The following is a 22,443-nucleotide window of genomic DNA, read 5'->3' on the forward strand; positions in this document are numbered from 1 at the left end:
GTCCACACGGCTGGACAATCGCGACTGTCGGGCCGACTACCACGAGCCCCGAGAGTCGTTCGTCACACCGAGGACACCGTGCCGATGCCCCCGTCACTCCGCGACTGCGTCTAGCCGCTCTCGCAGCTGCGCCTCCCGCTGTTCGAACTGGTCGGCCAGGTCGTGGACCTCCTCGCTGACCCGCTCGATCTGTGCGAGGCCACTCGCGGCGGCCAGGTGCTGTTGGTCGCCCTCCGACTCAGCCTCAACGCGCTGTTCGTAGCTCGTCTCCACGCGCTGGAGACTCGTCTCCAGATTGAACAGCAGGTCGTTCGCGAGTCGCACGTACTGTTGTAGGGAACTCCCCTCCTTCCCGCGGAAGAAGTGCGTGAGTGCGTGGGTCGCCCCCGAGTGCAGCGTCCACATGTCGATGTCGAACGGGTCGGCCGCGTTCGCCCGGGCGTCCTCGGCAGCCCGCTCGGCCAGATACTCCGGGAACCCGAGCAGGTCGTAGAACTCCGGCAGGTCGAATGGCATCTCGGTTAGGTCGACCGAGAGGTCCTGCGCATCGGCGATGAATCCGTGGAGATCGTTCGCGACGAGTTCGAGCTGGCCGAGCACGTCACGCCACCACTGCTCGAAATCCCCCACGTCGCCAACGTGCTTGACGACCTGCCGGTCGGTGAGCGAGCGAATCGAATTCGCGCATGCAGTGTCACGAGCGAACCCCTCGACGTACACCGCGTTGTTCCCGAAGAAGTCGTAGCCCGTCGTCACACCCATCGTGATCGGCTCGCGACGGTCGGGAAGCGTCACATCGAGGCCGTCGAACATGATGTCCATGTGGACCTCGCCACCGCCGCGGTACTGTCTGACCTCGCCGAACACGAGTTCGGCCAGTGGTGTGTCGTCGACCGTCTCTTCGCAGAGCACGTCCTCCAACGGTGCGTAAACGTCCGTTGGGTTGATCACCGCGTAATTGGACGTCGGCACGTGGAACAGCGGCTCTTCGTCTTGATCTCCGGCTTGGGTGATGAGCCGATTCGGCTCGACCAGAGCGTTGAACCGCTCTGTCTCGATCCACTCGTCCGTGTAGGGATTCTTGTACGCGACTTCAGTACTCGTCGCACGCGGAAGCGACCGAATTGCTTCGCTGAACGAGGTCGGGTCTGGTACGTCGTTGAGGTCCGTGTACCACGCCGGGAGGTCAGTGTCTGTGCGACCGTCGAGGCCAGCGAACGTGCTGGCGGTCTGCGGATCTTTCATCGAGTACTCCGAAGGACGCAATCACTTCTGCGCCCCTCGCCCGTCAGGGGCAGATAAACTCTCCTTGAGCGACACTGCAGGACCGCGGTACATTGGCAGCGCCTCCAGTGGGCCGGCAACCCATTGATCTCTACATCTGTCGCTGCTGATATGCACCGGAACCGATTCAACCCGGAAACCCGGAAGCGATCCCCTTCCGCTTATATCGACTCGCTGGTATAGGGGTGCGTAACTGAATCGTGCTCCACAATGCTCGCGCTCTTGACGCTGATTGGGTCCCCGGGGACATCGTCCACCGGAACGTCGAGAAGAATCGACTTCGCGATGCCCTCGAACCCGTCCTCGACGGCGAGAAACCCCAGGATCTCCTCATCGACGGCCCCTCGGGCGCGGGCAAGACCTGTCTCGCACGATACACCACAGAGCGGCTACAGGAACAGGCGCTCGGTGTCGAGACGAAGCACGTCGACTGCTGGAATCACTCCAAACGCTTCCGTGTTCTGCTCGACCTGCTCGATGGGGTCGCACCCACGCACGATATCCACCGGAATACGCCACAGGATGAGATGTTGGCACGGCTCGAAACCCTCGACCGTCCCTACGTTGTCATCCTCGACGAAGTCGACCAGCTCGAGGACAAGAACCTCCTTCGCGAACTCTGGTCCATCCCAGAAATCACGATGATCCTCATCGCCAATCGTGAGGCAGATATCCTCGATACGCTCGACGAACGCGTGCGCTCACGGCTTCGTGGTTCCGTGCGAGTTCACTTCGGCCGCTACACACAGGACGAACTCGTTGCGATTCTCCGGGCTCGTGCAGATGCTGGACTTCGCCCCGGAACGATCTCCTCTCAACAGTTGGAACACATCGCGGACGCAGCCGCGGGAAACGCTCGCGACGCGATTATCTTCCTTCGGCAGGCCGCCCAGGAGGCAGACTGGGATGGTGCAACCGAAATCACGGATAGTCACATCCACTCGGCCATTCCCGAGGCCAAAGACAACCTCCGCCAGCGGAGTCTCGACAAGCTCACCGACGACCAGCGGCTCGTCTACGATATTCTGCTTGAGCACGGATCCCTCATGCCGAAGGATGTCTATGCAAAGTACGAACAGCGGGCCGACGAGCCGAAGACGAATCGGACCGTGCGGAAGTACCTGAGCAAGCTTGATCACTACGGGCTCGTCGAGAGTGAGGGTGACGGCCCCAGCCGGCGGTATCACCCGAACCAGGCCCGCAGCTAATTCCAACCCGGAAACCCGGAAGGCCACAGTCCGCTACTATCCGCCTCGCCAGTGTGTCGTCGCTCATGACACCGCAACTCCGATCTGGCTCAACGCCTGGCATGGCCATTCCAGACCTCGGTCCTGGCGTGACCTGTTTGTCCACGTCGAGCCCGCACTCGGTTGGTTTCCACCATCTCGTCCTCGATACCCTTTCGTCGAGCGGGATGGCCTACTGGGTCGACAGCCGGAACGTGGCGAGTACCTACACGCTGTACGAACTCGCTCGCCACGATCGCGTGCTTTCCGGGTTGCGTATCGCCCGGGCGTTCACCGCGTATCAGCACTTCGCGCTGTGTCGTGAGCTGCTGCACGCCGTGACCCCCCGGACCGAACTCGTCTGTCTCCCGAATCTGACCAGCCTCTATCGCGACGATGACGTTCCCGAGCACGAACGCGAGACGTTCCTCGATACCGTCCTCCGTGGGCTCGTCGGCCTCGCCGATACCTACGACGTGCCCGTACTCGTCTCGACAGCATACGACGACGATCTCGCCAACCAATTGCGAACAAGTGCCGACCGAACACTTCGGTGTGACCGCACGCAGTTCGGGCTTCGCTACGAGGGCGACGATGTCGAGACGACCGTGTATCGAGATGGCGCGTACTGGCAGACGACCATCCCCTATTGGGTCGACCTCTACGGTGCCGTCGACGAGACGTCGCTCGTCGAGGCGGCGACCGCTGCCGAGTTCGCGGGGGTCGTCTGATGGGGCGCACGAACCCGACCTATCGCCGATATCTTCAGCACCAACGGGAGGGGTGGAGCGAGTTCAGACGCGCACTCCGTTTCGAGTCGAAGCAGGATTTCGATGCCGTACTGGAGTACGCCGAGCGATACGCCGATGCCGCGGGCTATCTCAACCGGGCCGACCCCGAGACGGCGATGGTGCTCTCGATGCTCGTCGGGCTCGAAGCCGAGCGCCGCGCACTGGCAGAGCGCCTGGCGACGCTGGAGGAGGATGTCGCTGCTGACCGTTGAGGTCCGCGGTGACGGCGTCGTCGAGTGGCACGCAACCGCCGATGGTGTCGTGACGCGACGGAACACTACGTACCGACCGACTGTGTACGTCGGCGGGCCGACCGCTGCACTTGCTGACCTGGAGACGATGATACTCGACGACCCGAAGGTCGTCACAACGGGCAGCGAACAGCAGTATCGCACGCTCGCGGCCGATGACCGCTCGGATGTCCTCCGGGTTGATCTTGAGAGGGTAGGCGAGATCCGAACGTTCGCCCATGAGGTTCGACACCACTACGAACCGCAGGCCTTCCAGCCGGCGACGTTCTCCCTCTACAACGTCGACTTCTCGCCGCAGTTCCGCTACTGTCTCGAGACCAGAACGCGACCGGTTCCCGCACGTGAGTTGCGGCTGCTCGAACTCACGCTCCCCGAACAGCATCTCGCAGCCGAGGCGGTCGACCAGCTACGACTCGATGGGGACCCCATCGCAGGAAATACGGCGGTCGTGCTTCGGGTAGTTCGAGAGCGGCTTCGAAGCCACGACCCCGATGTACTGCTCCTGTCGTCGGCACAACTGGTGCCGCTACTCCACGAGACTGCCGCGTCGGTGGGCGTGGAGCCGTTCCATCTCGGACGGGGGCCGGGCTACCAGCAACTCGCCGGGACGAGCACGTTCGAGAGTTACGGCCGGGTCGGCCACTCTCCGGCTCGCTTCGCAGTTCCCGGGCGGGCGCTCATCGACCGCTCGAACAGTTTCATGCTCGCCCGTGGTGGGCTGCCGGGCATCCTCGACCTCGTCGAGCGGTCGTGGAAGCCGATACAGGAGACGGCGTGGGGCTCTATCGGGAACATCCTCACTGCGATTCAGATACGCGAGGCGATGTCGCGAGACGTGCTCGTGCCGTGGAACAAGTGGGACGCCGAGGCGTTCAAAACCGTCGAGCAACTCCACGCTGCCGATCGGGGTGGCTACATCTTTTCGCCGGAGGTGGGTGTTCACGAGGATGTGTCCGAGGTCGATTTCGCCAGTCTCTATCCGACCATCATGTGCGAGTTCAACATCTCGCCCGAGACCGTCGATTGCGACTGTCACGACGGCGAGGACGTGCCGGGACTCGGCTACAGTCTGTGTGACGAGCGGGGATTCTTGCCCGATGTACTGCGACCGATTATCGACGACCGGGCGGCGTTAAAGGAGCGAATCGCTGCGGCTGACGACCCTTCGGAAGTCACACGATTAGAGGGCCGGTCGGATGCCCTGAAGTGGATTCTCGTCTCGTGTTTCGGGTATCAGGGATATCGTAACGCGAAGTTCGGGCGTATCGAGTGCCACGAGGCAATCAACGCCTTCGCCCGCGAGATTATGCTCGACGCGAAGGACCGGCTCGAAGCCGGTGGGTGGCGTGTCATCCATGGCATCGTCGACTCGCTGTGGGTGACGCCACGTGAGGCGTCACCGGAGCCGCTCGCCGATATCTGTGTGGACATCTCCGAGTCGGTTGGCATCCGACTCGAACACGAGAACGACTTCGAGTGGGTTGCGTTCGTTCCCAAGCGGGACTCCGAGGCCGGAGCGCTGACGAAATACTTCGGGAAGGTCGCAGGACGCGACGAGTACAAATTCCGGGGGATCGAGACCCGCCAGCGGTCGACGCCCGACTACATCGCCACCGTACAGGAGCGACTGGTCGAGACGTACGACCGGACTCGGGACCCCGAGGCCGTGGTCGAGGAGCTCCAGTTGGCACTCACCGTGCTTCGACGTGGTGATGTCGACCCGTCCGAGCTGGTATGTCGAGCCCGTACCTCGAAGCCGCTTGAGGCGTACACCCAGCGAACGTTGACCGTGGCAGCGTTACTCCGGGCTCGACACCTCGGTATCGAGCGATCGCCTGGGCAAGACGTGACGTACGTGGTGGCTGACGACGATGCACGTGGTCGCTACCGGGTCCGACTTCCGTTCGAAGCGCTCGAAGAGTACGATGCCGAGTATTACGCCACGGAGCTGATTCGTGCGGCGACGAGCGTGCTCTCGCCGATGGGGTACGACGAGGCACGTGTACGGCGAGCACTCAGAGAGACGACTGACCGAACGCTCGGGTCGTTCACCTGATGTTGTAACCCGGAAACCCGGAAGCCAGCGACCGAGTGCTATGTACGAACCCTGCGACGCTTCGTGTATGGGAGTGACCCCAACCAACCGACCTGTCGGTCGTGGAATCGAGAAGCTCGCAATCGGCCGCGTACTCGACCATCTGCATCAAGAACGGTCGCGCGGTCGCGGCACGTTTCCACTCTCCGAGATTGCCGAGGCGACAGCGATGAACCCCAGCACAGTCGCGGCGGTGATGAGATTCCTCGAGGACACCGGCCCGTTTTACGTCGAACGCGCACCGATCTCGGAGATTGCCTGGAACGTTCGCGGGTCGCCATACGAATTGGACGGGTGGGAGTCCGACGCCTGGAACGTCCCCGAGTAACCCGGTGTTGCACTCTATGCCCCTCACTATCGAAAAGGGCGTTATCAACGTCGGCTTCGAGACAGCGACTGGTGCGTTAGTTACTCCCCGTATCGCCTGTCGAACGTCTCGGTTGCCTCCTCGCGAGTAGTACGTCTGTCGCCCGACCAACGGGTCGCCGTCGACTGCCCCCAGTTGCAACCGTCACGGGCGTTCAGACAGTCGAACCAGTACTTCTCTCTCGTGCCCTCGTCTTTGCAGACCGCGTCAACGGCTGCACCACAGGCGGGACATTCGCGATTCTCCAGTCGGATGTATCGGTAGTTCGTCGGCATCGTGTCGCGAGGAGCGAATGGATGTCGTCCCTCGCCCGTCAGGGGCCGACAAACTCCCCCGGAGTGCGCCTGCAATGGCAGGCATCTACACTCTTGTCGGCTTCCGTCGAACGACACGTATCCGTGATGAATCGAATCTCCGTGGCACTCCTCCTCGCGGTTCTCGTCGTACTCGCAGGGTGCGCCGGCGTCGCACCGCCTGTGGCGACTGAATCGCCTGCTGGCACTGCTTCCACCCCGATTGCGACCGACTCTGTACCCTCCTCGACACCAACTGACGGGACCCTCCAGGTCCAATTCATCAACGTCGGGCAATCCGTGAGTACGCTCATCGTTGGGCCAACGGGGGAGACGATGCTCATCGACACGGGCCACTTCAACGACGACGGCGAGTTCGTCCTCCAGTATCTCGACCAGCAGGGAATCGACCGCATCGACTATCTCGTCACCTCACACAGCGACGCCGACCACATCGGTGGGAACGCCGCGGTCATCAACTACTATGAAACCGAGAAGGACGGTATCGGCGCGATCTACGACCCCGGGATCGCCGCCAGCACCCAGACGTTCGACGAGTACCTGGACGCTGTCGAGAAACACGACGTCACGCTGTTCTCCACGCGGGAGGGCGACTCGATTCCATTTGAGGGCGTCGATGTCCAGGTGATGGGCCCGCCCGAGCCGTATCTCGAGAACGAGGCTCGCAACGAGAACAGCATCGTCCTCAAGCTCACGTACGGGCAGACGAGTTTCCTGTTCACGGGTGACGCCGAAGACGACCAAGAGCAGTACCTCGTCGAGAACTACGGCTCACAGCTTCGGTCGACCGTGATGAAAGCCGGTCACCACGGCTCGTCGAGTTCGACGAGTGGGGAGCTGCTCGATGTCGTTCAACCACAGGCCGTCATCATCTCGAGTGCCTATGACTCGCAGTTCGGTCACCCGACCGAAGAGATGCTCGGGAGGTTGACCGAGCGCTCGATTCCTGCGTACTGGACGGCCACCCATGGGAACATCGTGCTCGTTAGCAACGGCGAAGAAGTATCGATTCGGACGCAGCGTGATGCACCCACTGCGCCGGCGTCGATTCGCGAGGCCGAGGAAATCGAACCGGGGACGACTGGTGGCGTCTCTGAACGAGCTCGTATCGGAGGGGCACCGCAACCAACGGACGAGCAGACGGCGGTCGCTGACGGCGGAACGGAGACCGGAGCGGGTGAATTAGCGCTGGTCCAGGTCAACGCTGACGCCGAGGGGGACGATCGCGAGAACCTCAACGACGAGTACGTCGTGTTCGAAAACACGGGCTCCGGTGCGTTGGATCTCTCGGGGTGGACGGTGATGGATGCGGCTGGTGCCGAGTACACGTTCCCCGACGGCTACTCGCTCGCTGCTGGAGCGACAGTGACGCTCCACACCGGCAGTGGGACGGATTCGGCGTCGGATCTGTACTGGGGATCGGGCTCGCCGGTGTGGAACAACGGCGGGGATACAGTCATCGTGACGAACGCTCAAGGTGATACGGTGCTAGAAGAGGAGTACGCATGACTTCCATCGAGCTCGTCGACGGGACGTACACCGCGGTCGTAGATTCGGTCGAAGACGGGCTCGCGACGATCTTTTTCGAGCATCAGGGCGAGGAGATCGCGAGTGGGGTGTTCGACGCAGAGGTGCTTCCCGAGGAGGGCCGACACGCGGATGCGATTTTGACTGTGGTGGTTGTCGAGGGTGAATTCGAAGAGTGGGGCTATCGGGAGGTCGAGACTGAGGAACGCCACGAAGAGGCACAGAGTCGGTTCGATCGGCTGTCGAGGCGCCCGCCGTCTAACGACGAGAGCTAAGAGGTAGTCTATCTCAGTCCGTATCAATCATAGTACGGTCTAATGTCGGGTGAGGGAAGATAAACTAAACAGTGCTCGAATAGCGAAGTGATCCCCTCAGTAAATACATTCTCAGGATTAATCGATCGGACCTTGGAACACCGTACCAAAAAAGCGTTAGTCCTCCCGAGAAAACGCGAAGGGTGATGCATCTCGTCCGATTCCGTGATCCGTCAGGGGTCACTCGTCGCGGTGAATGGACTTCTGATGAACTGGTTGCCGGCGGTAAATCGTACGACTCGAACGAGGTAACGATTCTTCCACCGACCGAGCCTACGAAAGTCATCTGTCAGGCTGGCGGCTACGTTGATCATCGGCGAGAGTCTGGCTACGAGGATATCCCAGAACGCCCCGAACTGTTCCTCAAAACTCCGAACTGTGTTATTGGCCACGAGGACGCAATCGAACTCCCTCCTGGCCGCGAAACCATCGATTTCGAGGCTGAATTCGCAATCGTAATCGGCCGACAGTGCCGCGATGTCGACCCGGACGCGGCGATGGAGTACGTCGAGGGATTCACTTGCGTGAACGATATCTCGAATCGAGACGATCAGGGCGAGGAACGGAACTGGGTTCGAGGAAAAGCGTTCGACGGATCACTCCCCACTGGGCCAGTCGTAGCGACACCTGATGAGGTTCCAGAACACGCGACGCTTCAACTCAGGCACAATGGAGAGGTGAAACAGGAGACGACGACTGAACACATGATATTCTCTGTCGAGGAACTGGTATCTGAGGTGTCTGAATTAATCACGCTAGAGCCGGGCGACTTGATCGCTACTGGAACACCGTACGGCCCTAGTTCGCTTACCGCGGGCGACGTGGTCGAAGTCGAGTTTGAGGGGGTCGGAACGCTTCGAAATACTGTTGTCGATCGGTAATCTGTCCTCGACCCACCATTTGGCGGTAATTCTGTAGTATATACACAATTGCCGCCCCCTGGAAATCACACGTGAGACATAGTGGCGGTGAAAAACTGTGTGTGTTTAATTTACATCCAGATTGTTGTATGGATATTGCCGGGTATCTTTGAGTTAATTATATAATGATTCCCCCGGGACCCCAAGCGCAATGGGTGAGTCAGTCACACACACGTCGGATGGTTCAGTTATCAGTCGCCTTCGGGCACTCGGCCCTGCCCTCGTTCTCGCTGCCGTTGTCGTCGGACCTGGTAGTATTGCCCTGTCGACGATCGCGGGAAGCCTGTATGGGTATCAGTTGCTCTGGGTTCCCGTTGCCGCGACAATTTTCATGATCACGTTCACTTGGATGGCTGCCCGGATCGGGTTGGTCACCGGGAGCACAATCTTCGAAGCAACCAGGAACAAGTTTGGTTCCAATGTCGCGAAGGTTGGCGGGGTATTCGGCTTCCTCACGATCTTGGCATTTCAGGCCGGGAATAATGCAGGCATCGGGTTTGCGACAGCCGCACTCGTTGGCGTCGGGAATCCTGAAATCTGGGCAATCGTGTTCACACTCATCGCGATGGCGTTCATCTGGCTCCCGAGTCTCTACGATAAGGTCGAACTTCTGGTGAAGATCGTCGTTGGAATCATGCTGTTCGCCTTCGTTGGAACCCTTGCACTGGTCGGTGTTGATATTGGTCCGGCTGCTCGTGGACTCGTTCCATCGTTCCCGAGTGATGCCGCAATCCTGACTGCTCTCGGTCTTGCGGCGACAAACTTCTCGATCGCTGCAGCAGTGTACCAGACGAATCTGATGAAGGAGAATGATTGGGGGCCAGAGAAACTCGCTGACGAAGGCGTTGATACACTGGTCGGCATCGGTGTTCTCGGCATCATCGTGATGGTGATTCTCCTGACAAGCGCAGGCGTCATCTACGGCAATACTGATCCCGTATTCAGTGCTCAGGGGATGGCGGAACAGCTGCGGCCGCTCGTCGGACCGGGCGCGTTCTATCTCTTCACGATTGGGTTCTTCTTTGCATCACTCTCATCGCTCGTGGTGAACGCACTCATCGGAGCTACACTCCTAGTGGATGGATTCGATGGGGATTCTGCGATGGATTCGCGACAGGTCAAGTACTGGGCGATGGCCGCAATGGCCATCGGGACGATTGCGATATTGGTTTCGAGCGGGGCTGGCTCACCGATTGAGTTGCTTCGGGCCGCCCAGGCGCTTGCTGTCATCGCGTTCCCGCTACTCGGCTTCCTGGTTATCTCACTTGCCAGAGACAAAGCGGTAATGGGCGAGTACACCAACCCGCTCGTGGTCGACATCCTCGCTGCACTTGGATACCTGACCATCATTGGTATTATCGTCAACTATCTCAACTCCGTTCTCGGCTACTTCGGCATGGGGCTCTTCTAATCGCGACGCTTCTACCGACACACCCCCTGTTACTCTCAATCTGCGAGCCGTCGAATTGTGACTCCCGGCGCTGGGGTTTATCTGGGTGTCAATCCACAACGGTTTTATGACCCGTATCGGGATCGTGGGGCTTGACACGAGTCACGGTGAGGCCTTCGCGGAGGTACTTGAAGGATTCCAGACAGCCACTAGCCAGGCACCGGGTCCAGACGATGTGGAGCCGTCGATTACTGCGGTCTGGGATAGTGGCACAATTCGGACTGACGAGTACATCGAGGACTTCTGTACCGACGTTGGCGCTGAACGGTTCGACGATCCTGGTGCAATGGTAGATGCCGTGGACGCGGCATTCATTCTAGCAGTTGATTGGAACCGCCACCTCGAGCTAGCCCGTCCGTTCCTCGAAGCCGGGCTCCCCACGTTGATAGACAAGCCGATTGCAGGCTCACTGGCCGATGTTCAGCGGTTGAAAACTGTGGCAGCCACTACTCCACTGTTCGGTGGGTCAGCCGTTCCGTACCATCCTGAGTTTCTCGCTCTGCCCGATACTGCTGAACGACGCTCACTCACCGTCGCTGGGTACAACGACTTCTTTTACTACCGGTCGCACACGGTCGACACTGCCCACCGAATCGTTGGTGCAGCCTGGCGACGAGTGACTCCCAGATATGACACCGAGGCAACTATCGTAGATGTCGGGTTCGAAGATGGTACCGCAGTGACTCTCCGGTTCGATGGTACTCCTGACCCGGGGCGATTCGCAGCACTAGATGTCGCAGATCAGACTCGCACTGTCCAGGTTGATGCTGGTGAAGCCACCCATCGCCAGATGTACGAGCAGTTCCTCGCGCACTTCTTCGCGGTCTATACCGGTTCTGTGCAAGTGCCGACCGAGGCTGTACTCGACAGCGCTTCTCTCTTGCTCGGGGTCGAAGCTGCGCTGGCTGAGCGCCAGACAGTCACGCCGGAGTCACCAATCCTCGCAGAGGTAGAACGGCCGAGTGCAGAGTTCGTCGCCGAGTACGAGCCCTACTACTGAACTGCCACCCATTCGTCGCGCTCCACGGAGTCGTACGCTGCATCCAGAACCTTGAGAACACGTAGGGTCGCATCCATATCGGCAGGGACAGCGCTGGCGCTCTCACGCGCCGCGAGAAACTCCTCGAAGAACGTCATCCCCCACCGGCCACCGTATCCTGGAGTTGGCTCATACTCGTGGGTTATGGTTCGGTGTGGCGTACTCGTCCACGCTGCGGAATCGTACTCGATGGCTGTCTCTCCGTCGAATCCGAAGGTTGGACCCATCGGGTCCCAGGAACTGTGCCCCTGGTCGCCGTAGATTTCGATCGCGGTATCGTACCGGCCATCGCGAAGATAATATCCCGCGGACAGTGTCCCTATCGCACCTGATGCTAATTCGAGTTGGAGTGTTGCGCCATCCTCCACATCGACGCTCGGTTCGCCAGCTGTCATCGCAGCGTTTACGCGAACGATAGGGTCGTCCAATAGCCATGGAAGCAGATCGATCCAATGAACCCCGAGCCACTGGAGGATGCCGCCTCTCGAAGCAGCAGCGTCAAACAGGTAGTGATCCGTCGGTCGCGTCGCCAATCGGGAGGCTATGAACCGTAGGTCGAATCCGCGAACTGACCCGAAGAACCCGTTTGTAGCTCGGTTTCGGATGTCGCGGGCGATGGGGTGGGCTCGCCACGTGTATGCGAATCCGACAGTGATGCCAGCGTCTGCGACACGGTCAGCGACCTGCTCAAGTGCTGCAGCGGTCTTGGCGCCAGGTTTCTCCGAGAGAACGTCGACACCCGCGTCAGCGGCTGCAGCGATGGCCTCTGGAGTCTCCTGATTCGATAACGTCAACCACACCACATCGAGGTCTTCGGCATCGCAGAGCGCCTCGACTGACTCGTACCACGGGAGTGAACTCAGACGTTGGGACTCCACAGAGTCTGGTGTTTTGCCGTACGGATCGGCTGTGGCGACAATCTCGGCATCGAGCTGCTCGATTGTGTCCAAGTACGGCTCGCGGTGGTGGTGGTCAAGCCCGACGTATCCGATGCGAACGGTCATTGAAATTCGGAGATCACGTCACCGAGGCGTTCAATGCATTCCATAGTAGTATCCTGTGGCTGCCCGGGGAACTGCCAGCGCAAGAGCATATGATCGACTCCCATCTCGTCGTACATCTCGAACGCTTCGGCGGCGGTTTCCGGGGTGCCGATAATAAACTTCTCTGCCAGCGTCTCCCAGTCAACGCCGACGTCGTGTTCGGCAAGATACGTTTGCCCCCACCGTTCGTACCATTCGTAGAGATTCAACAGGTACGGCTCGACAGCCTCACGGGCCGCCTCTTCGGACTCCGCGATGAAACAATCACGCATAAGAATGACGTCGTTGTCCGCACGGCGTTGATTGAATTCCTGGATCGCGGCTTCATAGGTCGTGATTTGCTCACGAAGGTCGTCTGGTGTGGACGACGCCGAAGCGATCCAGCCATCGCCGCGATACGCTGCTCGCTTGATCGCGATATCGGCATGGCCACCGATCCAGATTGGCATCTCCGAGTCCGGCTGTGGGCTGATGAAGACGTCTTCATAATCGTAGTACTCGCCGTGGTGCGTGACTGGGGAGTCGTCCTCCCACAGTTGCGTTAGGATGCGCATGGCCTCGATGAACCGCTCTACGCGTTCGTCAATCTCCACGCCGAACGCTTTGAGTTCCCGCTCACGATAGCCGATGACTGCGCCAAAATGCATATTGCCAGAGGCGATTTGATCGAGCATTGCCACCTGCTCGGCAAGATGGAGTGGGTCGTAGAGGGCTGGCAGCATAGCTGCGGTGCCGATGTCGAGATCCGTTCTGGCCGCGATCGCAGCCAATCCGGTTATCGGTTCAACGAATCCTTCTTCGTGAACGTGGCGCTCCCCCAACGTTGCCGAATCGAACCCTAGTTCGTCCATCAGCTCCGCTTGGGCAACGATATCCTCAACGCCGAATCCACTCTCGGGGTAGTAGTACTGGTTGAGGAAGGCCCCAAACTTCATACTCGCCCTCCATCACCAGATGTCTCGTGATTGAATAACTGGCCCATGTGAACTCGTTGCAATATCTGGCATATATATCTGGCCCAGATATTGAACTGTCTTCGGAGGTGGTCGTCTCCCCCCGTGAGCGACTGACGGATATCGTGGATCCACTGTGCGGGGTACTCGCCCCCATAGGGCGTGCCTCGGTGGTATAGTGCTTCAAGCTGAGGTTCTGCTCACTTCACTGAGTGTAATGCAGGTTGTACGTGTGGCTGGTGCGTTCATACGTGATGAGTGCTCTGTATCCCATCGGATATCGAAGGCCGCTTCATACGTCCCTCACCCGCCGATAGAGGGGTGAAAACCGGCACGTATTCGCTACTTGCTCTATGAATAGGGTGTATCAGTATGACGGAATCCGAAGAACGGTTGAAAATCTCTGGCCGTCCTGAGGTGGTATTCAAGGGTCCCGAGGGTGAGGTGACGGTCGAAGCAAAGGCCGATACCGGCGCGGACCGGACAACTATTGATCCGACTATTGCCAGTAAGATTGGTGCCGGTCCGATCCAGAAGGTCGTTCAGGTCAACGGAGCTGAACGACGGTGTGTCGTCCCGGTCGTGGTTGAAATCGAGGGGAGACAGCTGGCCATCAACGCGAGTATCAGCGACAGACGTGGGCCGAACTACGCGGAGGGTCAACGAAAGAAATCAACGGACGCGCTTTTAGGAGAGGCTGTCTTGAAACAGTTCGGCGTCTACCTCGGTATGGACTCCTGAGTCAGTCGAGCGCTCTCGTGCCAGATCTCAGCCAAGCAATCAGCAAGGGCGTGAAGACGCTCTTGGAGGGGGCCGAACAGCGAGTTCGGGAACTACTTCCCGACGATTCAATCGAGGAAGTGCTCTCTGGACTCGATTCGGACTCGAACTAGTCCACCTGGGGAAGTACTCACGTTGGTGTCTGCCGAAAAAGTAAAGTGATCATCAGTAAGCAATCGAATTCTCGATTTCTTTCTGGCCCTTTGCTCTTACGCGATAAGTCATAGTCAAATACGACTATCCCCGGCCCCACGGTGAAACCCATTATCTTCGTTCACTTGGCACGATTACATGGTTCACGCTCGCCGTTACCGGACGAACTGACGGACCGGTAAATACCGACGCTGACGATGTCTCATAGTTCATACACAATGTTGAGGAGGAACTGGCCGATCGCGGATATCCCGATCAGACTGCCTCAGCAGGGGTAGAATCATCCCGATTCGAAAGGGGAGCGGCACTTCCCGCCCCATCACCGTAGAAAGGATTGAAGGCTCAACGGACTTTGATATGTTATTCAAGTAGGTTTGCCTACTCTCTCAGTCCAACATCGTCGTCTTGAAAACTGTTACCTGGCTCTTGATAACGGTCAATTACGCAGACAAGGACATTGAAGTAGCATCCGATAAACACCTGCCCCCAGATAAAGAACTGAGAAAGGGTGTCGATTATATTCAGTCTCAGACCCGCTGATAAGCCTACCGAACGTGAAAGCCCCGAAGGGAGGAATAACTAAATGAATTGCCATCAATCCATCAATAGCGCATTAATGAATCGAACTCCTGTATCCTCAAGCAATCTGAGTAGCGTCGGATACGACGCGGACACCCAGACGTTGGAGATTGAGTTTAACGATGGCAGTGTCTACCAGTACTCAAACGTTCCTACTAACATCTACGAGGGACTCATATCAGCACCCTCACACGGCAAGTACTTCCACCGAAACATTCGAGACTCTTTCAACTACACTCAAATCCGGTAATCAAAAATCCAATGGATAATGCTAGAACTTCGGCCCCGCTAATGAGGTAGTAACCCAGGGATGGAGCTTCAACGATTAGAAATCCAGAATTGCCGTTCAGTAAAGGACCAGTGGGGTGAGAACGCGATTGAGTTTGAAGGACTTGACTGCCTTGTCGGAAAAAACAACGCCGGCAAGACGAACATAATTTCCTGCGTCAAATACCTGCTGGAGAAAGAGGACAAGGATAACGACGATGAGCTCTACTGGAATAAGGATACTTCATTAACTGTTGAAGTTCGAGGATTCTTTAAAGTCACTGAGGCAGATTTGGAGCGTATTCAGGATGAGGATAAACGAGAGGCAGTCAGAGAGCTCCTGCAGGACGAAGAAAAGTTTGAGTTGGATAACCACCTTGGAATCTGCCGAATTACTGGACCCGAAGACGAGGGGGGGTTTACCCAGTTCAAACTGATTCAGCCTCGGCCCACAGATGACCGGTATGATGAGGAGACTTTCGTACAGTTCCGCGATGGGCAGTGGGATCGAATTGGCGATGAGGACGGTTTCACTAATACAAACTACCGTGATGAGATGCAGGAAGAATACCCCAATGTCGCGGAACATGTTGATGAGGATAGTTTAACTCAGAAGGGTGCTTGGAAGGACGGCTACGAGAGATACATTGAATCAAGGCCGGAAGACCTAGAATTTGAGCTTCAACCTACAGATTTCCCCCCAGGAACAAAGCAAGTGATTAGAAACGCTCTGCTTCCAGAGGTTATCAAAATTCCTGCGATCAAGGAGGTAGAGGATGCTACCAGGGCATCCGGTGAATTGGGAGAATTGACGGACGCATTGTCCGATGAAATCCAGGACGAAATTGACGAGCAAATTCACGAAGAACTTGAAGAGATTTACAGCCGCTTAGATACAGACTCACAGGATCTCGAGACTAGAATAAGCGATTATCTGAAAGAGGCGTTCAAGGACTACTCTATCGAGTTGGACTTCCCGCGTATGGAGAGCCGGCAACTCTTCCGGGATGCACAGATTCGGATTAACGATGATATATTGGAATCAGACACACTTTCAACGGAGAATGTGGGCGAGGGCGTCCGTCGAGTTCTCATATTCAGTATGCTCCGTACTATTGCCGATCTAAGAGACGGTTCCCTCTCAATTGCTAAAGGTGACGATGATGAGGATGGGGGTGAACAACCGCTTATCATCCTGTATGAAGAGGCCGAACTGTTCCTGCATCCCAATCTCCAGAAAATACTGCTCCGCGTTTTTAGTAGTTTAACCACTGGTGATGCTCAAATCATCTTCAATACACACTCTCCAGTGTTAGTCCAGAATCAAATTCTCGACACCATCAACATCGTTCGGAAGAATCAGGAAAAGGGTTCAAAGGTCACGCAATTCCATACAGTCCTAAATGACAGAGAGCCCGGAGAACGTTCTCGTCTCATGGATCTTCAGAAAGTATCCTCCTACATCTTCTCAGACAAGGTAATACTGGTTGAAGGACGTTCTGACGAATTAATTCTTAGAAAGCTTGCACCGAAGCTTGATTCTGAATGGGAGTTTGAGAGCAATGAGATCCCAATATTACCAGTAGAGGGTAAAGGAAACTTCCCGTTGTTCAAGGACTTCTTAGAGGAACTGGGAATGGACGCTTTTGTAGTAGCAGATATCGGTGCTCTCAGACGAACTATTCCCGGTATCCTAGATGATGAGGAACTCGTTGAAGAAATTGAGAGAGTTAAGGACACTGCCGCCTCTCTAGTTGAAGCTGGTGAAGTTGAGCAAAGGTGGACTAAGAGCGACATCAGCAAGCTGATTAACCGGGCTAGTTGGGAGAAAACGTTCGATCGACTAAAAGAACTTGAGGAAAGGCTTGAGGACGGTGAGGAGGTGAAGGAAGAGCACATTGAGAGTGTCAAAAAACTGACTAACAAGCGGTCGAAGGACGCCTGGCGTGAAGCCATCACAAGTGACCATGAACGGATCAACTCGGCTAGGTTAGAGTTGAGAGATCGTCTGCTAGGTGTAGGTATCCTGGTATTGCAGGGAGAGATTGAGGACTACTACCCGGATGTTGATGTGGGTCACAAGATTGAAGCGGCATTAGAGTTCTCGGCTGATGATTATGATAACGATGAGTTACGGGGCTATTTTGTTGAGTTGCCCAGTCGTGGCCGGACTGATGTAGAAGTCTTCTTTACCAAGGTGTTTCAGTCAGAATGACACACGCTCCAAGCCAGACAAACCGTATTGACATTAGAAACAAGACACAAAACCACAATATAAGACGATGACAAGTTCCAATTACACTCCGCATTTTCTCCACTTCTCAGATGCTCATATTGTGGCATTATAGTCAAAATACGAACTATCCTATTATGTAGGAGATGAGGCTTCGACACTCATAGGGCTCGCCACTTCGTTGTAGAGGGGTAAACAAAATTGCGCCCTACAGATTCGGGAGCAGACTACAGATTTACTTCATTCGAACAGTCTTTTGGCTCTCCGGTAGATGGGTGCGCCGAGCCAGTCCCGCTGCTTTGCGAGTTCGTCGAGTTTCTCCACTGCGTCTGCTTGTTCGAGCACGTCTCTCTGAACGAGCGCTTTCAGGACAATCGGTGAAATCGCTACCTTGGAATCAGCGACTGTCTGAAGCTCGGGGAGGGCTCGTAGGTCATCAGTGATTAAGAAGTCGGCATCCAGCTCCTTGGTTAATACTGCGCAGCTTCCTTCTCCGTGGTCGACTCGGGATGACTCGAACTCTCCTTTGGGTTGGTGGGTGGGTATCCGGTCGAGGTTGTCAAGAACGATTTGAGCGGCGTCCCCGTGACGGTCGTCGTACCCCGCGGTGTCCTCCAATTCATTGACTACCACCTCTGTGGTGTGAACGTTGAACTCTGTTAGGAAGATGTCAAGGAGGTCGATGGAGGCGAGGGAGATTAGTGCGCTTGTATCCGCTACAATCATTCTATTCGGGCTCTACAGTTCTGTAAGTTCGTCAGCTAGATCGTCGCCCTGGTCGAGAATAGTCTTCGAGGTGCGGACGGACTCAGCGTCTTGCCGCCCGATGAATTCTTTGAGGACGTCGAAGCTAATCTGGTCGCCGAGGTAGAGTTCTACAACTGCTTCCTTGAACCTCTCGTCGTCCTCGATGTCGTCAAGGTATTTCTGGAGTGCTTCTTTGACTATCTCCGTCCGGTTTTTCTTGCTGACCTCGGCTGCTACGTCCGCCTTCTGGATCAGGTCTTCCGGGAGCCGGAAGTTGACTCTGGTGCTACCCATATACGATCCTCCTGTATGTACATTGTACCCACAGTTGTATAAGCGTTCGGCATCCTTCAGATCGGTCTCTGTTGGAAATTCTCGGAGAGTCGCAGTAGTGCGAGGTGAAAGCCCAGGGCTTCAGCCCTGGGAGGAAGTCAGGGGTTCGTCCTACAGTCTGACCTAATGCAAACTCTCCCAAAATGTGGGTACTCCAGTTCGATGTAGTGAGGGATGCCAGCCTAGGTTTACCAATGATGACGGAAGCAGTGAGCCCCGATGGACCCAGAATCCAACCACCATCAACAGTCTGAGCTCACAGAGGACTTCGGTACGCCTGCCGATGACGATCCCAGCACCGCCTCGGATTCAGCGACTGACGTTCAAGCACTCGTCGAGGACTATCTCACTGCCAAGCAGACATCGGGAAGTCAAGCCTACGCCGCGACCGCTGGCTCCGTCCTTCATCGTTGGGCGGCATGGATGCAGGATCAGGGCCACGAGCTCGAGACGCTGAACGACCCACGGCACGGCGCACAAATCCTCAACGCATACGCCCTCCATCTGGCGAACCGGGTGACAGACGATTCACTGTCCCCGGCATCAGCCGAGCGGTACTTTGCTTACGTCTCAGCGTGTCTCTCGTTCGGCGTTCGGCAAGGTGCTCTCGATCGGAATCCGGCGCTCGCCGATGCAGCAACTGAGTCCCTCCCTACACAGCAGCGGTCCGATCGAACGGATCAGCAGTTCTGGACGCAAGACCAGCGACGAGCCATCGTCGCATTCGTCGACGACCGGGTGAGCCAGCAGTCTCCGCCATCATTCCTTGCCCTCCGGAATCGAGCGCTGGTCAGGGTCCTCGCCTACTCCGGGGTCCGTGGAGCAGAGATACTCTCGCATCCGAAGGACGAACGTGACGGCCGCAACGGGCTCCGGTGGGAGCACGTCGATCTCGACGCCGGGACGATGCTGATCTTCGGAAAGGACCAACGATGGGAGCGAACTCCGCTCCCCTCGAACTGTATGCCCCACGTTCGTGAGTTGAAGCAAGCCCAAGACCCTCCCGCCACGGACTGGCCTGTCTTCCCAACTGCTCACCACCCCTCACTGTATTCCGTTGCCCGAGAAGAGCTTGGGAACCGGTTCAAGTCGCGGCTCGCAGCTGTGTCGGGAGATATCTGGGAGCTACTTCGAGACCACCAGCTCACACCGCCTTCACTAACGACAGCCGGCGCACGGTCTCTGATGCGGCGGCTCACGGGCGAAGCAGACATCGACGTCGAGGAAGGGTACTTGCAGCTACACGGCGGGCGTCGGGGGTTGGGAGACTTGCTGTATCGCCAAGATCGAGGCCACGCCCAAGACATCCTGAGACACGATGACCTCTCGACGACCCAGGCCGCCTACCAGCATATCGACGCTGAGGAACGTCGAAAGCAACTCGATAGCTACCTCGAACAGTCTGATGAGTTGTAAAGTGGAGTGTCGGGTTCACGCCCGCCCTAAAGGGCGGGACTCTCTCCTTGATTCAGGTAGCCATTCAGGTGTTGAGGGAAACAAGCAACTACCAGAAGTGAGGTCGTGGCTGCCGGTCGACCGGTGCGTGGCCGACCAGCGGGAGGCCACGATTGGCGAGCGGGGAACGACGTGACCCGCGAGCAGGGAGACCGGGAGCGGAGGGTGGGGAGGCGGGTGTGGAGCGGTGGCGAGACAAAACGAAGAGGGAGTGCCCCCTACGCGTTGTTGAGGAACACGATTCGCGAGTCACCGGTCAGGGCAACCGAGACGCGCCCCTGATACCAGTTCTTCGCCACGGCCCGCATCCGCACCTCGTCGCCAACCTCGACCGTCGGAACTCGCGATTTCGTCCAACTCGTGAACTTCACACGCTCCCCCTCGTCCTCCAGCAACCCGACCTGAGCAATCGCCGGATGATTGCTCTCCCAGAGCACCTCGACCGTCCCCTCTATCGAGACCTCCTGGCGCGACACCTCTTCGAGCATCCCGATCGGCACGACCGACCCGGGCCGCGTTCGCTCGGCTTCCATCACGGCCACTGACGCTCCAAGAACTGTTCCACCGTCTGCGACCCTCTCTGCCAACTGCCTGCTCACAGCCGCCCGTGTGCTGGTATCTCGCACCTCCTGTGTAATCCGCTGCGCTTGCTGATTGACCGCCGCCAACTCGTCGCGCTCCAGTTCCTCTCGTGGGTCGCCGCTCTCGGGATGCAGCCACGGGTCGACGCTCGCCGCCCGTTCGTCAAACGCACGCCGCTTCTGCTCTGCACCTCGCGCCGCACTCACTCGACTACCCTGCTCACGCATCGATGACTGCGTCTGCCGCCGTGCACGCGTCCGCCGTTTCTCCATCTCTCGCGCTTCCCACTTCTCCTCGGCTTCGAGCGTCATCCCGTACGGGTGATCGCGCTCTGCCGTGCCGTCCACCTTCGCGATCGCCTCCGAATCGATCTTCGCTTGCGACCGGAGCTTCACCGTCGGGCGCAGCTCCGGACGCTCGTCCACGACTGCGCGCTGTTCGTCATCCGATTCGACCGAATCCTTTTCCGTCAGAAAGTTCGATTTCGACATGGTTGTTTACCCAACCGAAGGCGCTCACTGAGCGTCCGACACCCCCTGCTGCGACAGGGGTTTTCACGACACGACGACCGACCAGTCACGACTGCGCGCTCTCGCTCGCGCCTTCGCTCGCGTCCCCTGGGGCGCGAGCGAGAGCGCATCGTACGAAGGGAACCAAACAGCACCGCGCGGCGACCCGCCCGGAGCGAGCGGCCAGCGCATTCCCCGTTTCGCCCGCGACGCAACCACGTCCGTCGCGGGTCGGAACGTCCCGGAAGCCTCCGGAAGTCCGGGACCGAAACGGGTGAAGCGCTGGCGCGAGGGCACATGCATTTTAGCCCGGAACGGGCGCGGGCGGTGCGGAGAGCGCCCGCATGCCCGGAATGGTCGGTCGCGAGCGACGCGGAGGGCGGCAGCGTCGAGCGGGGCGGACCGCGCTAAAGTACTAATTCGGCTATAGTTGAGGTCCGGTGGATCAACCACTCTCAGAGTATCGAGTGAGCGTAGTCGGCTTCCATAGGCGACACGCGTCTAAGGCCACGGATACCAGCCTCTCCGAGCCAAACTACAGTGAGACTCCAAAGAACGCAACAGAGCTATACGACGTGTTGTTCATCAGTCATCAATGGCCTCGGACGACCGATACTCGAAGGCGCTGACCGTTCGAGCCGCTACCCGATTCCTCGACCATCTTGTTGCCCAGGACGCCGTTGAGCCGATCGAAACGGAGGCGATCACAGACATATACGACCAGGTCCTGGCTGACTGGCGAGCCGAGTTCGATGACCCAGACTATACAGTCGAGATAGGTGGGCCACAACTGGCATTGAGTGCGCTCAGTGAAACCAATCAGTACCTCTCCTTTGACACAGAAGGCCCTTCGCCGTGGGATGAAGGCTACCGGAAACGAATCCCGGAGTTGGTTGCACTCACGGACGGGCTGTTGGATGGCGTTTCCTTCACCGTCGAACCAACTGCGTACCCACGGACCGATGACGGCCCACGACTGGTCGCCAAGACAGACGACTGGGAATGTACGGCCCGGATGCGCGACTTTGGAGATTACTGTGACGTGGGCGGCTTGATGGACTTCATGAATGCTGTCGTAGGACGGTACGATACAGACAAGCGGTTCGTGACTCCGCAGATACCCAGGGACCAAACGGTTTGGATCTTTTTCGCCCAGCCCGACCGAACGAGAGAACTAGAGAGCGCCTTCGAAACCGCATTCGAAAACGAGAGACCCTCGTAGGGGGATTAA

22 protein-coding genes are annotated in these 22,443 nt (G+C 57.8%); 16 read left to right on the forward strand and 6 right to left on the reverse strand.

All coding sequences use genetic code 11. From position 1 onward, the window contains the following. Positions 1-93: 93 nt before the first annotated feature. Positions 94-1,245, reverse strand: coding sequence for a hypothetical protein (locus NL126_RS04640; protein WP_255197748.1), 1,152 nt, complete (start codon positions 1,243-1,245; stop codon positions 94-96). A 239-nt stretch (positions 1,246-1,484) separates the two neighbouring features. Between NL126_RS04640 and NL126_RS04645 the strand changes: the two genes are divergently transcribed. The 10 genes from NL126_RS04645 to NL126_RS04690 all read left to right on the forward strand — a co-directional run bounded on the left by NL126_RS04645 (position 1,485) and on the right by NL126_RS04690 (position 11,539). Further along, positions 1,485-2,492, forward strand: coding sequence for a Cdc6/Cdc18 family protein (locus tag NL126_RS04645; protein ID WP_255197749.1), 1,008 nt, complete (start codon positions 1,485-1,487; stop codon positions 2,490-2,492). A gap of 206 nt (positions 2,493-2,698) precedes the next feature. Further along, complete coding sequence (locus NL126_RS04650) at positions 2,699-3,241, forward strand: P-loop NTPase family protein (RefSeq protein ID WP_255197750.1); 543 nt, start codon at positions 2,699-2,701, stop codon at positions 3,239-3,241. Beyond that, positions 3,241-3,513 carry a DUF8156 family protein gene (locus NL126_RS04655; protein WP_255197751.1) on the forward strand — a complete coding sequence of 91 codons (273 nt, stop codon included), beginning with the start codon at positions 3,241-3,243 and terminating at the stop codon, positions 3,511-3,513. Before NL126_RS04650 ends, NL126_RS04655 begins: the two co-directional genes overlap by 1 nt. After that, positions 3,494-5,608 (forward strand): type B DNA-directed DNA polymerase, encoded by a 2,115-nt coding sequence (locus tag NL126_RS04660; RefSeq protein ID WP_255197752.1) that lies wholly within the window; start codon positions 3,494-3,496, stop codon positions 5,606-5,608. The genes NL126_RS04655 and NL126_RS04660 overlap by 20 nt, the downstream gene beginning before the upstream one ends. A 208-nt stretch (positions 5,609-5,816) precedes the next feature. After that, positions 5,817-5,975, forward strand: a complete 159-nt coding sequence (locus NL126_RS04665) for a hypothetical protein (protein WP_255197753.1) — start codon at positions 5,817-5,819, stop codon at positions 5,973-5,975. A gap of 440 nt (positions 5,976-6,415) precedes the next feature. Next, positions 6,416-7,837: a lamin tail domain-containing protein gene (locus NL126_RS04670; RefSeq protein ID WP_255197754.1), complete on the forward strand. Its 1,422-nt coding sequence runs from the start codon at positions 6,416-6,418 to the stop codon at positions 7,835-7,837. Then, positions 7,834-8,130 (forward strand): DUF3006 family protein, encoded by a 297-nt coding sequence (locus tag NL126_RS04675; RefSeq protein ID WP_255197755.1) that lies wholly within the window; start codon positions 7,834-7,836, stop codon positions 8,128-8,130. Before NL126_RS04670 ends, NL126_RS04675 begins: the two co-directional genes overlap by 4 nt. Before the next feature lie 185 nt (positions 8,131-8,315). Beyond that, positions 8,316-9,050 (forward strand): fumarylacetoacetate hydrolase family protein, encoded by a 735-nt coding sequence (locus NL126_RS04680; protein WP_255197756.1) that lies wholly within the window; start codon positions 8,316-8,318, stop codon positions 9,048-9,050. Positions 9,051-9,240: 190 nt separating this feature from the next. Next, complete coding sequence (locus tag NL126_RS04685; protein WP_255197757.1) at positions 9,241-10,500, forward strand: Nramp family divalent metal transporter; 1,260 nt, start codon at positions 9,241-9,243, stop codon at positions 10,498-10,500. A gap of 106 nt (positions 10,501-10,606) precedes the next feature. After that, positions 10,607-11,539: a Gfo/Idh/MocA family oxidoreductase gene (locus NL126_RS04690; RefSeq protein ID WP_255197758.1), complete on the forward strand. Its 933-nt coding sequence runs from the start codon at positions 10,607-10,609 to the stop codon at positions 11,537-11,539. Here NL126_RS04690 and NL126_RS04695 read toward each other — a convergent pair. Then, the gene (locus tag NL126_RS04695) at positions 11,533-12,582 is read right to left on the reverse strand and encodes a Gfo/Idh/MocA family protein (protein WP_255197759.1); all 1,050 of its coding nucleotides are present in this window, start codon (positions 12,580-12,582) and stop codon (positions 11,533-11,535) included. The genes NL126_RS04690 and NL126_RS04695 overlap by 7 nt on opposite strands. Continuing rightward, positions 12,579-13,556 (reverse strand): LLM class flavin-dependent oxidoreductase, encoded by a 978-nt coding sequence (locus tag NL126_RS04700; protein WP_255197760.1) that lies wholly within the window; start codon positions 13,554-13,556, stop codon positions 12,579-12,581. The genes NL126_RS04695 and NL126_RS04700 overlap by 4 nt, the downstream gene beginning before the upstream one ends. 390 nt (positions 13,557-13,946) lie before the next feature. On the opposite strand from NL126_RS04700, the gene NL126_RS04705 reads away from it, so the two are divergent. The 4 genes from NL126_RS04705 (at position 13,947) to NL126_RS04720 (ending at position 17,568) form a co-directional block, all read left to right on the forward strand. After that, a complete protein-coding gene (locus tag NL126_RS04705; protein WP_255197761.1) occupies positions 13,947-14,315 on the forward strand; it encodes an aspartyl protease family protein in 369 nt (122 codons plus the stop codon). Positions 14,316-14,332: 17 nt separating this feature from the next. Next, positions 14,333-14,467 carry a hypothetical protein gene (locus tag NL126_RS04710; RefSeq protein WP_255197762.1) on the forward strand — a complete coding sequence of 45 codons (135 nt, stop codon included), beginning with the start codon at positions 14,333-14,335 and terminating at the stop codon, positions 14,465-14,467. Between the two features lie 656 nt (positions 14,468-15,123). Next, a complete protein-coding gene (locus tag NL126_RS04715; RefSeq protein ID WP_255197763.1) occupies positions 15,124-15,336 on the forward strand; it encodes a KTSC domain-containing protein in 213 nt (70 codons plus the stop codon). Positions 15,337-15,396: 60 nt separating this feature from the next. After that, the gene (locus NL126_RS04720; protein WP_255197764.1) at positions 15,397-17,568 is read left to right on the forward strand and encodes an AAA family ATPase; all 2,172 of its coding nucleotides are present in this window, start codon (positions 15,397-15,399) and stop codon (positions 17,566-17,568) included. 258 nt (positions 17,569-17,826) lie between these two features. On the opposite strand, the gene NL126_RS04725 is transcribed toward NL126_RS04720, so the two are convergent. Together NL126_RS04725 and NL126_RS04730 are read right to left on the reverse strand one after the other, a co-directional pair. Further along, the gene (locus tag NL126_RS04725) at positions 17,827-18,312 is read right to left on the reverse strand and encodes a PIN domain-containing protein (protein WP_255197765.1); all 486 of its coding nucleotides are present in this window, start codon (positions 18,310-18,312) and stop codon (positions 17,827-17,829) included. A 12-nt stretch (positions 18,313-18,324) separates the two neighbouring features. After that, positions 18,325-18,627 (reverse strand): ribbon-helix-helix protein, CopG family, encoded by a 303-nt coding sequence (locus NL126_RS04730; RefSeq protein ID WP_255197766.1) that lies wholly within the window; start codon positions 18,625-18,627, stop codon positions 18,325-18,327. A gap of 258 nt (positions 18,628-18,885) precedes the next feature. On the opposite strand from NL126_RS04730, the gene NL126_RS04735 reads away from it, so the two are divergent. Continuing rightward, complete coding sequence (locus NL126_RS04735; protein WP_255197767.1) at positions 18,886-20,082, forward strand: tyrosine-type recombinase/integrase; 1,197 nt, start codon at positions 18,886-18,888, stop codon at positions 20,080-20,082. Between the two features lie 257 nt (positions 20,083-20,339). Here the strand turns inward: NL126_RS04735 and NL126_RS04740 are convergent, their stop codons facing one another. After that, the gene (locus tag NL126_RS04740) at positions 20,340-21,128 is read right to left on the reverse strand and encodes a DNA-binding protein (protein WP_255197768.1); all 789 of its coding nucleotides are present in this window, start codon (positions 21,126-21,128) and stop codon (positions 20,340-20,342) included. A 679-nt stretch (positions 21,129-21,807) separates the two neighbouring features. Here NL126_RS04740 and NL126_RS04745 point away from each other — a divergent pair. Further along, positions 21,808-22,434 carry a hypothetical protein gene (locus NL126_RS04745; RefSeq protein WP_255197769.1) on the forward strand — a complete coding sequence of 209 codons (627 nt, stop codon included), beginning with the start codon at positions 21,808-21,810 and terminating at the stop codon, positions 22,432-22,434. Positions 22,435-22,443: the final 9 nt, after the last annotated feature.

The organism is Halorarius litoreus (assembly GCF_024362405.1).
In the GTDB taxonomy this organism is placed as follows: domain Archaea; phylum Halobacteriota; class Halobacteria; order Halobacteriales; family Haloarculaceae; genus Halorarius; species Halorarius litoreus.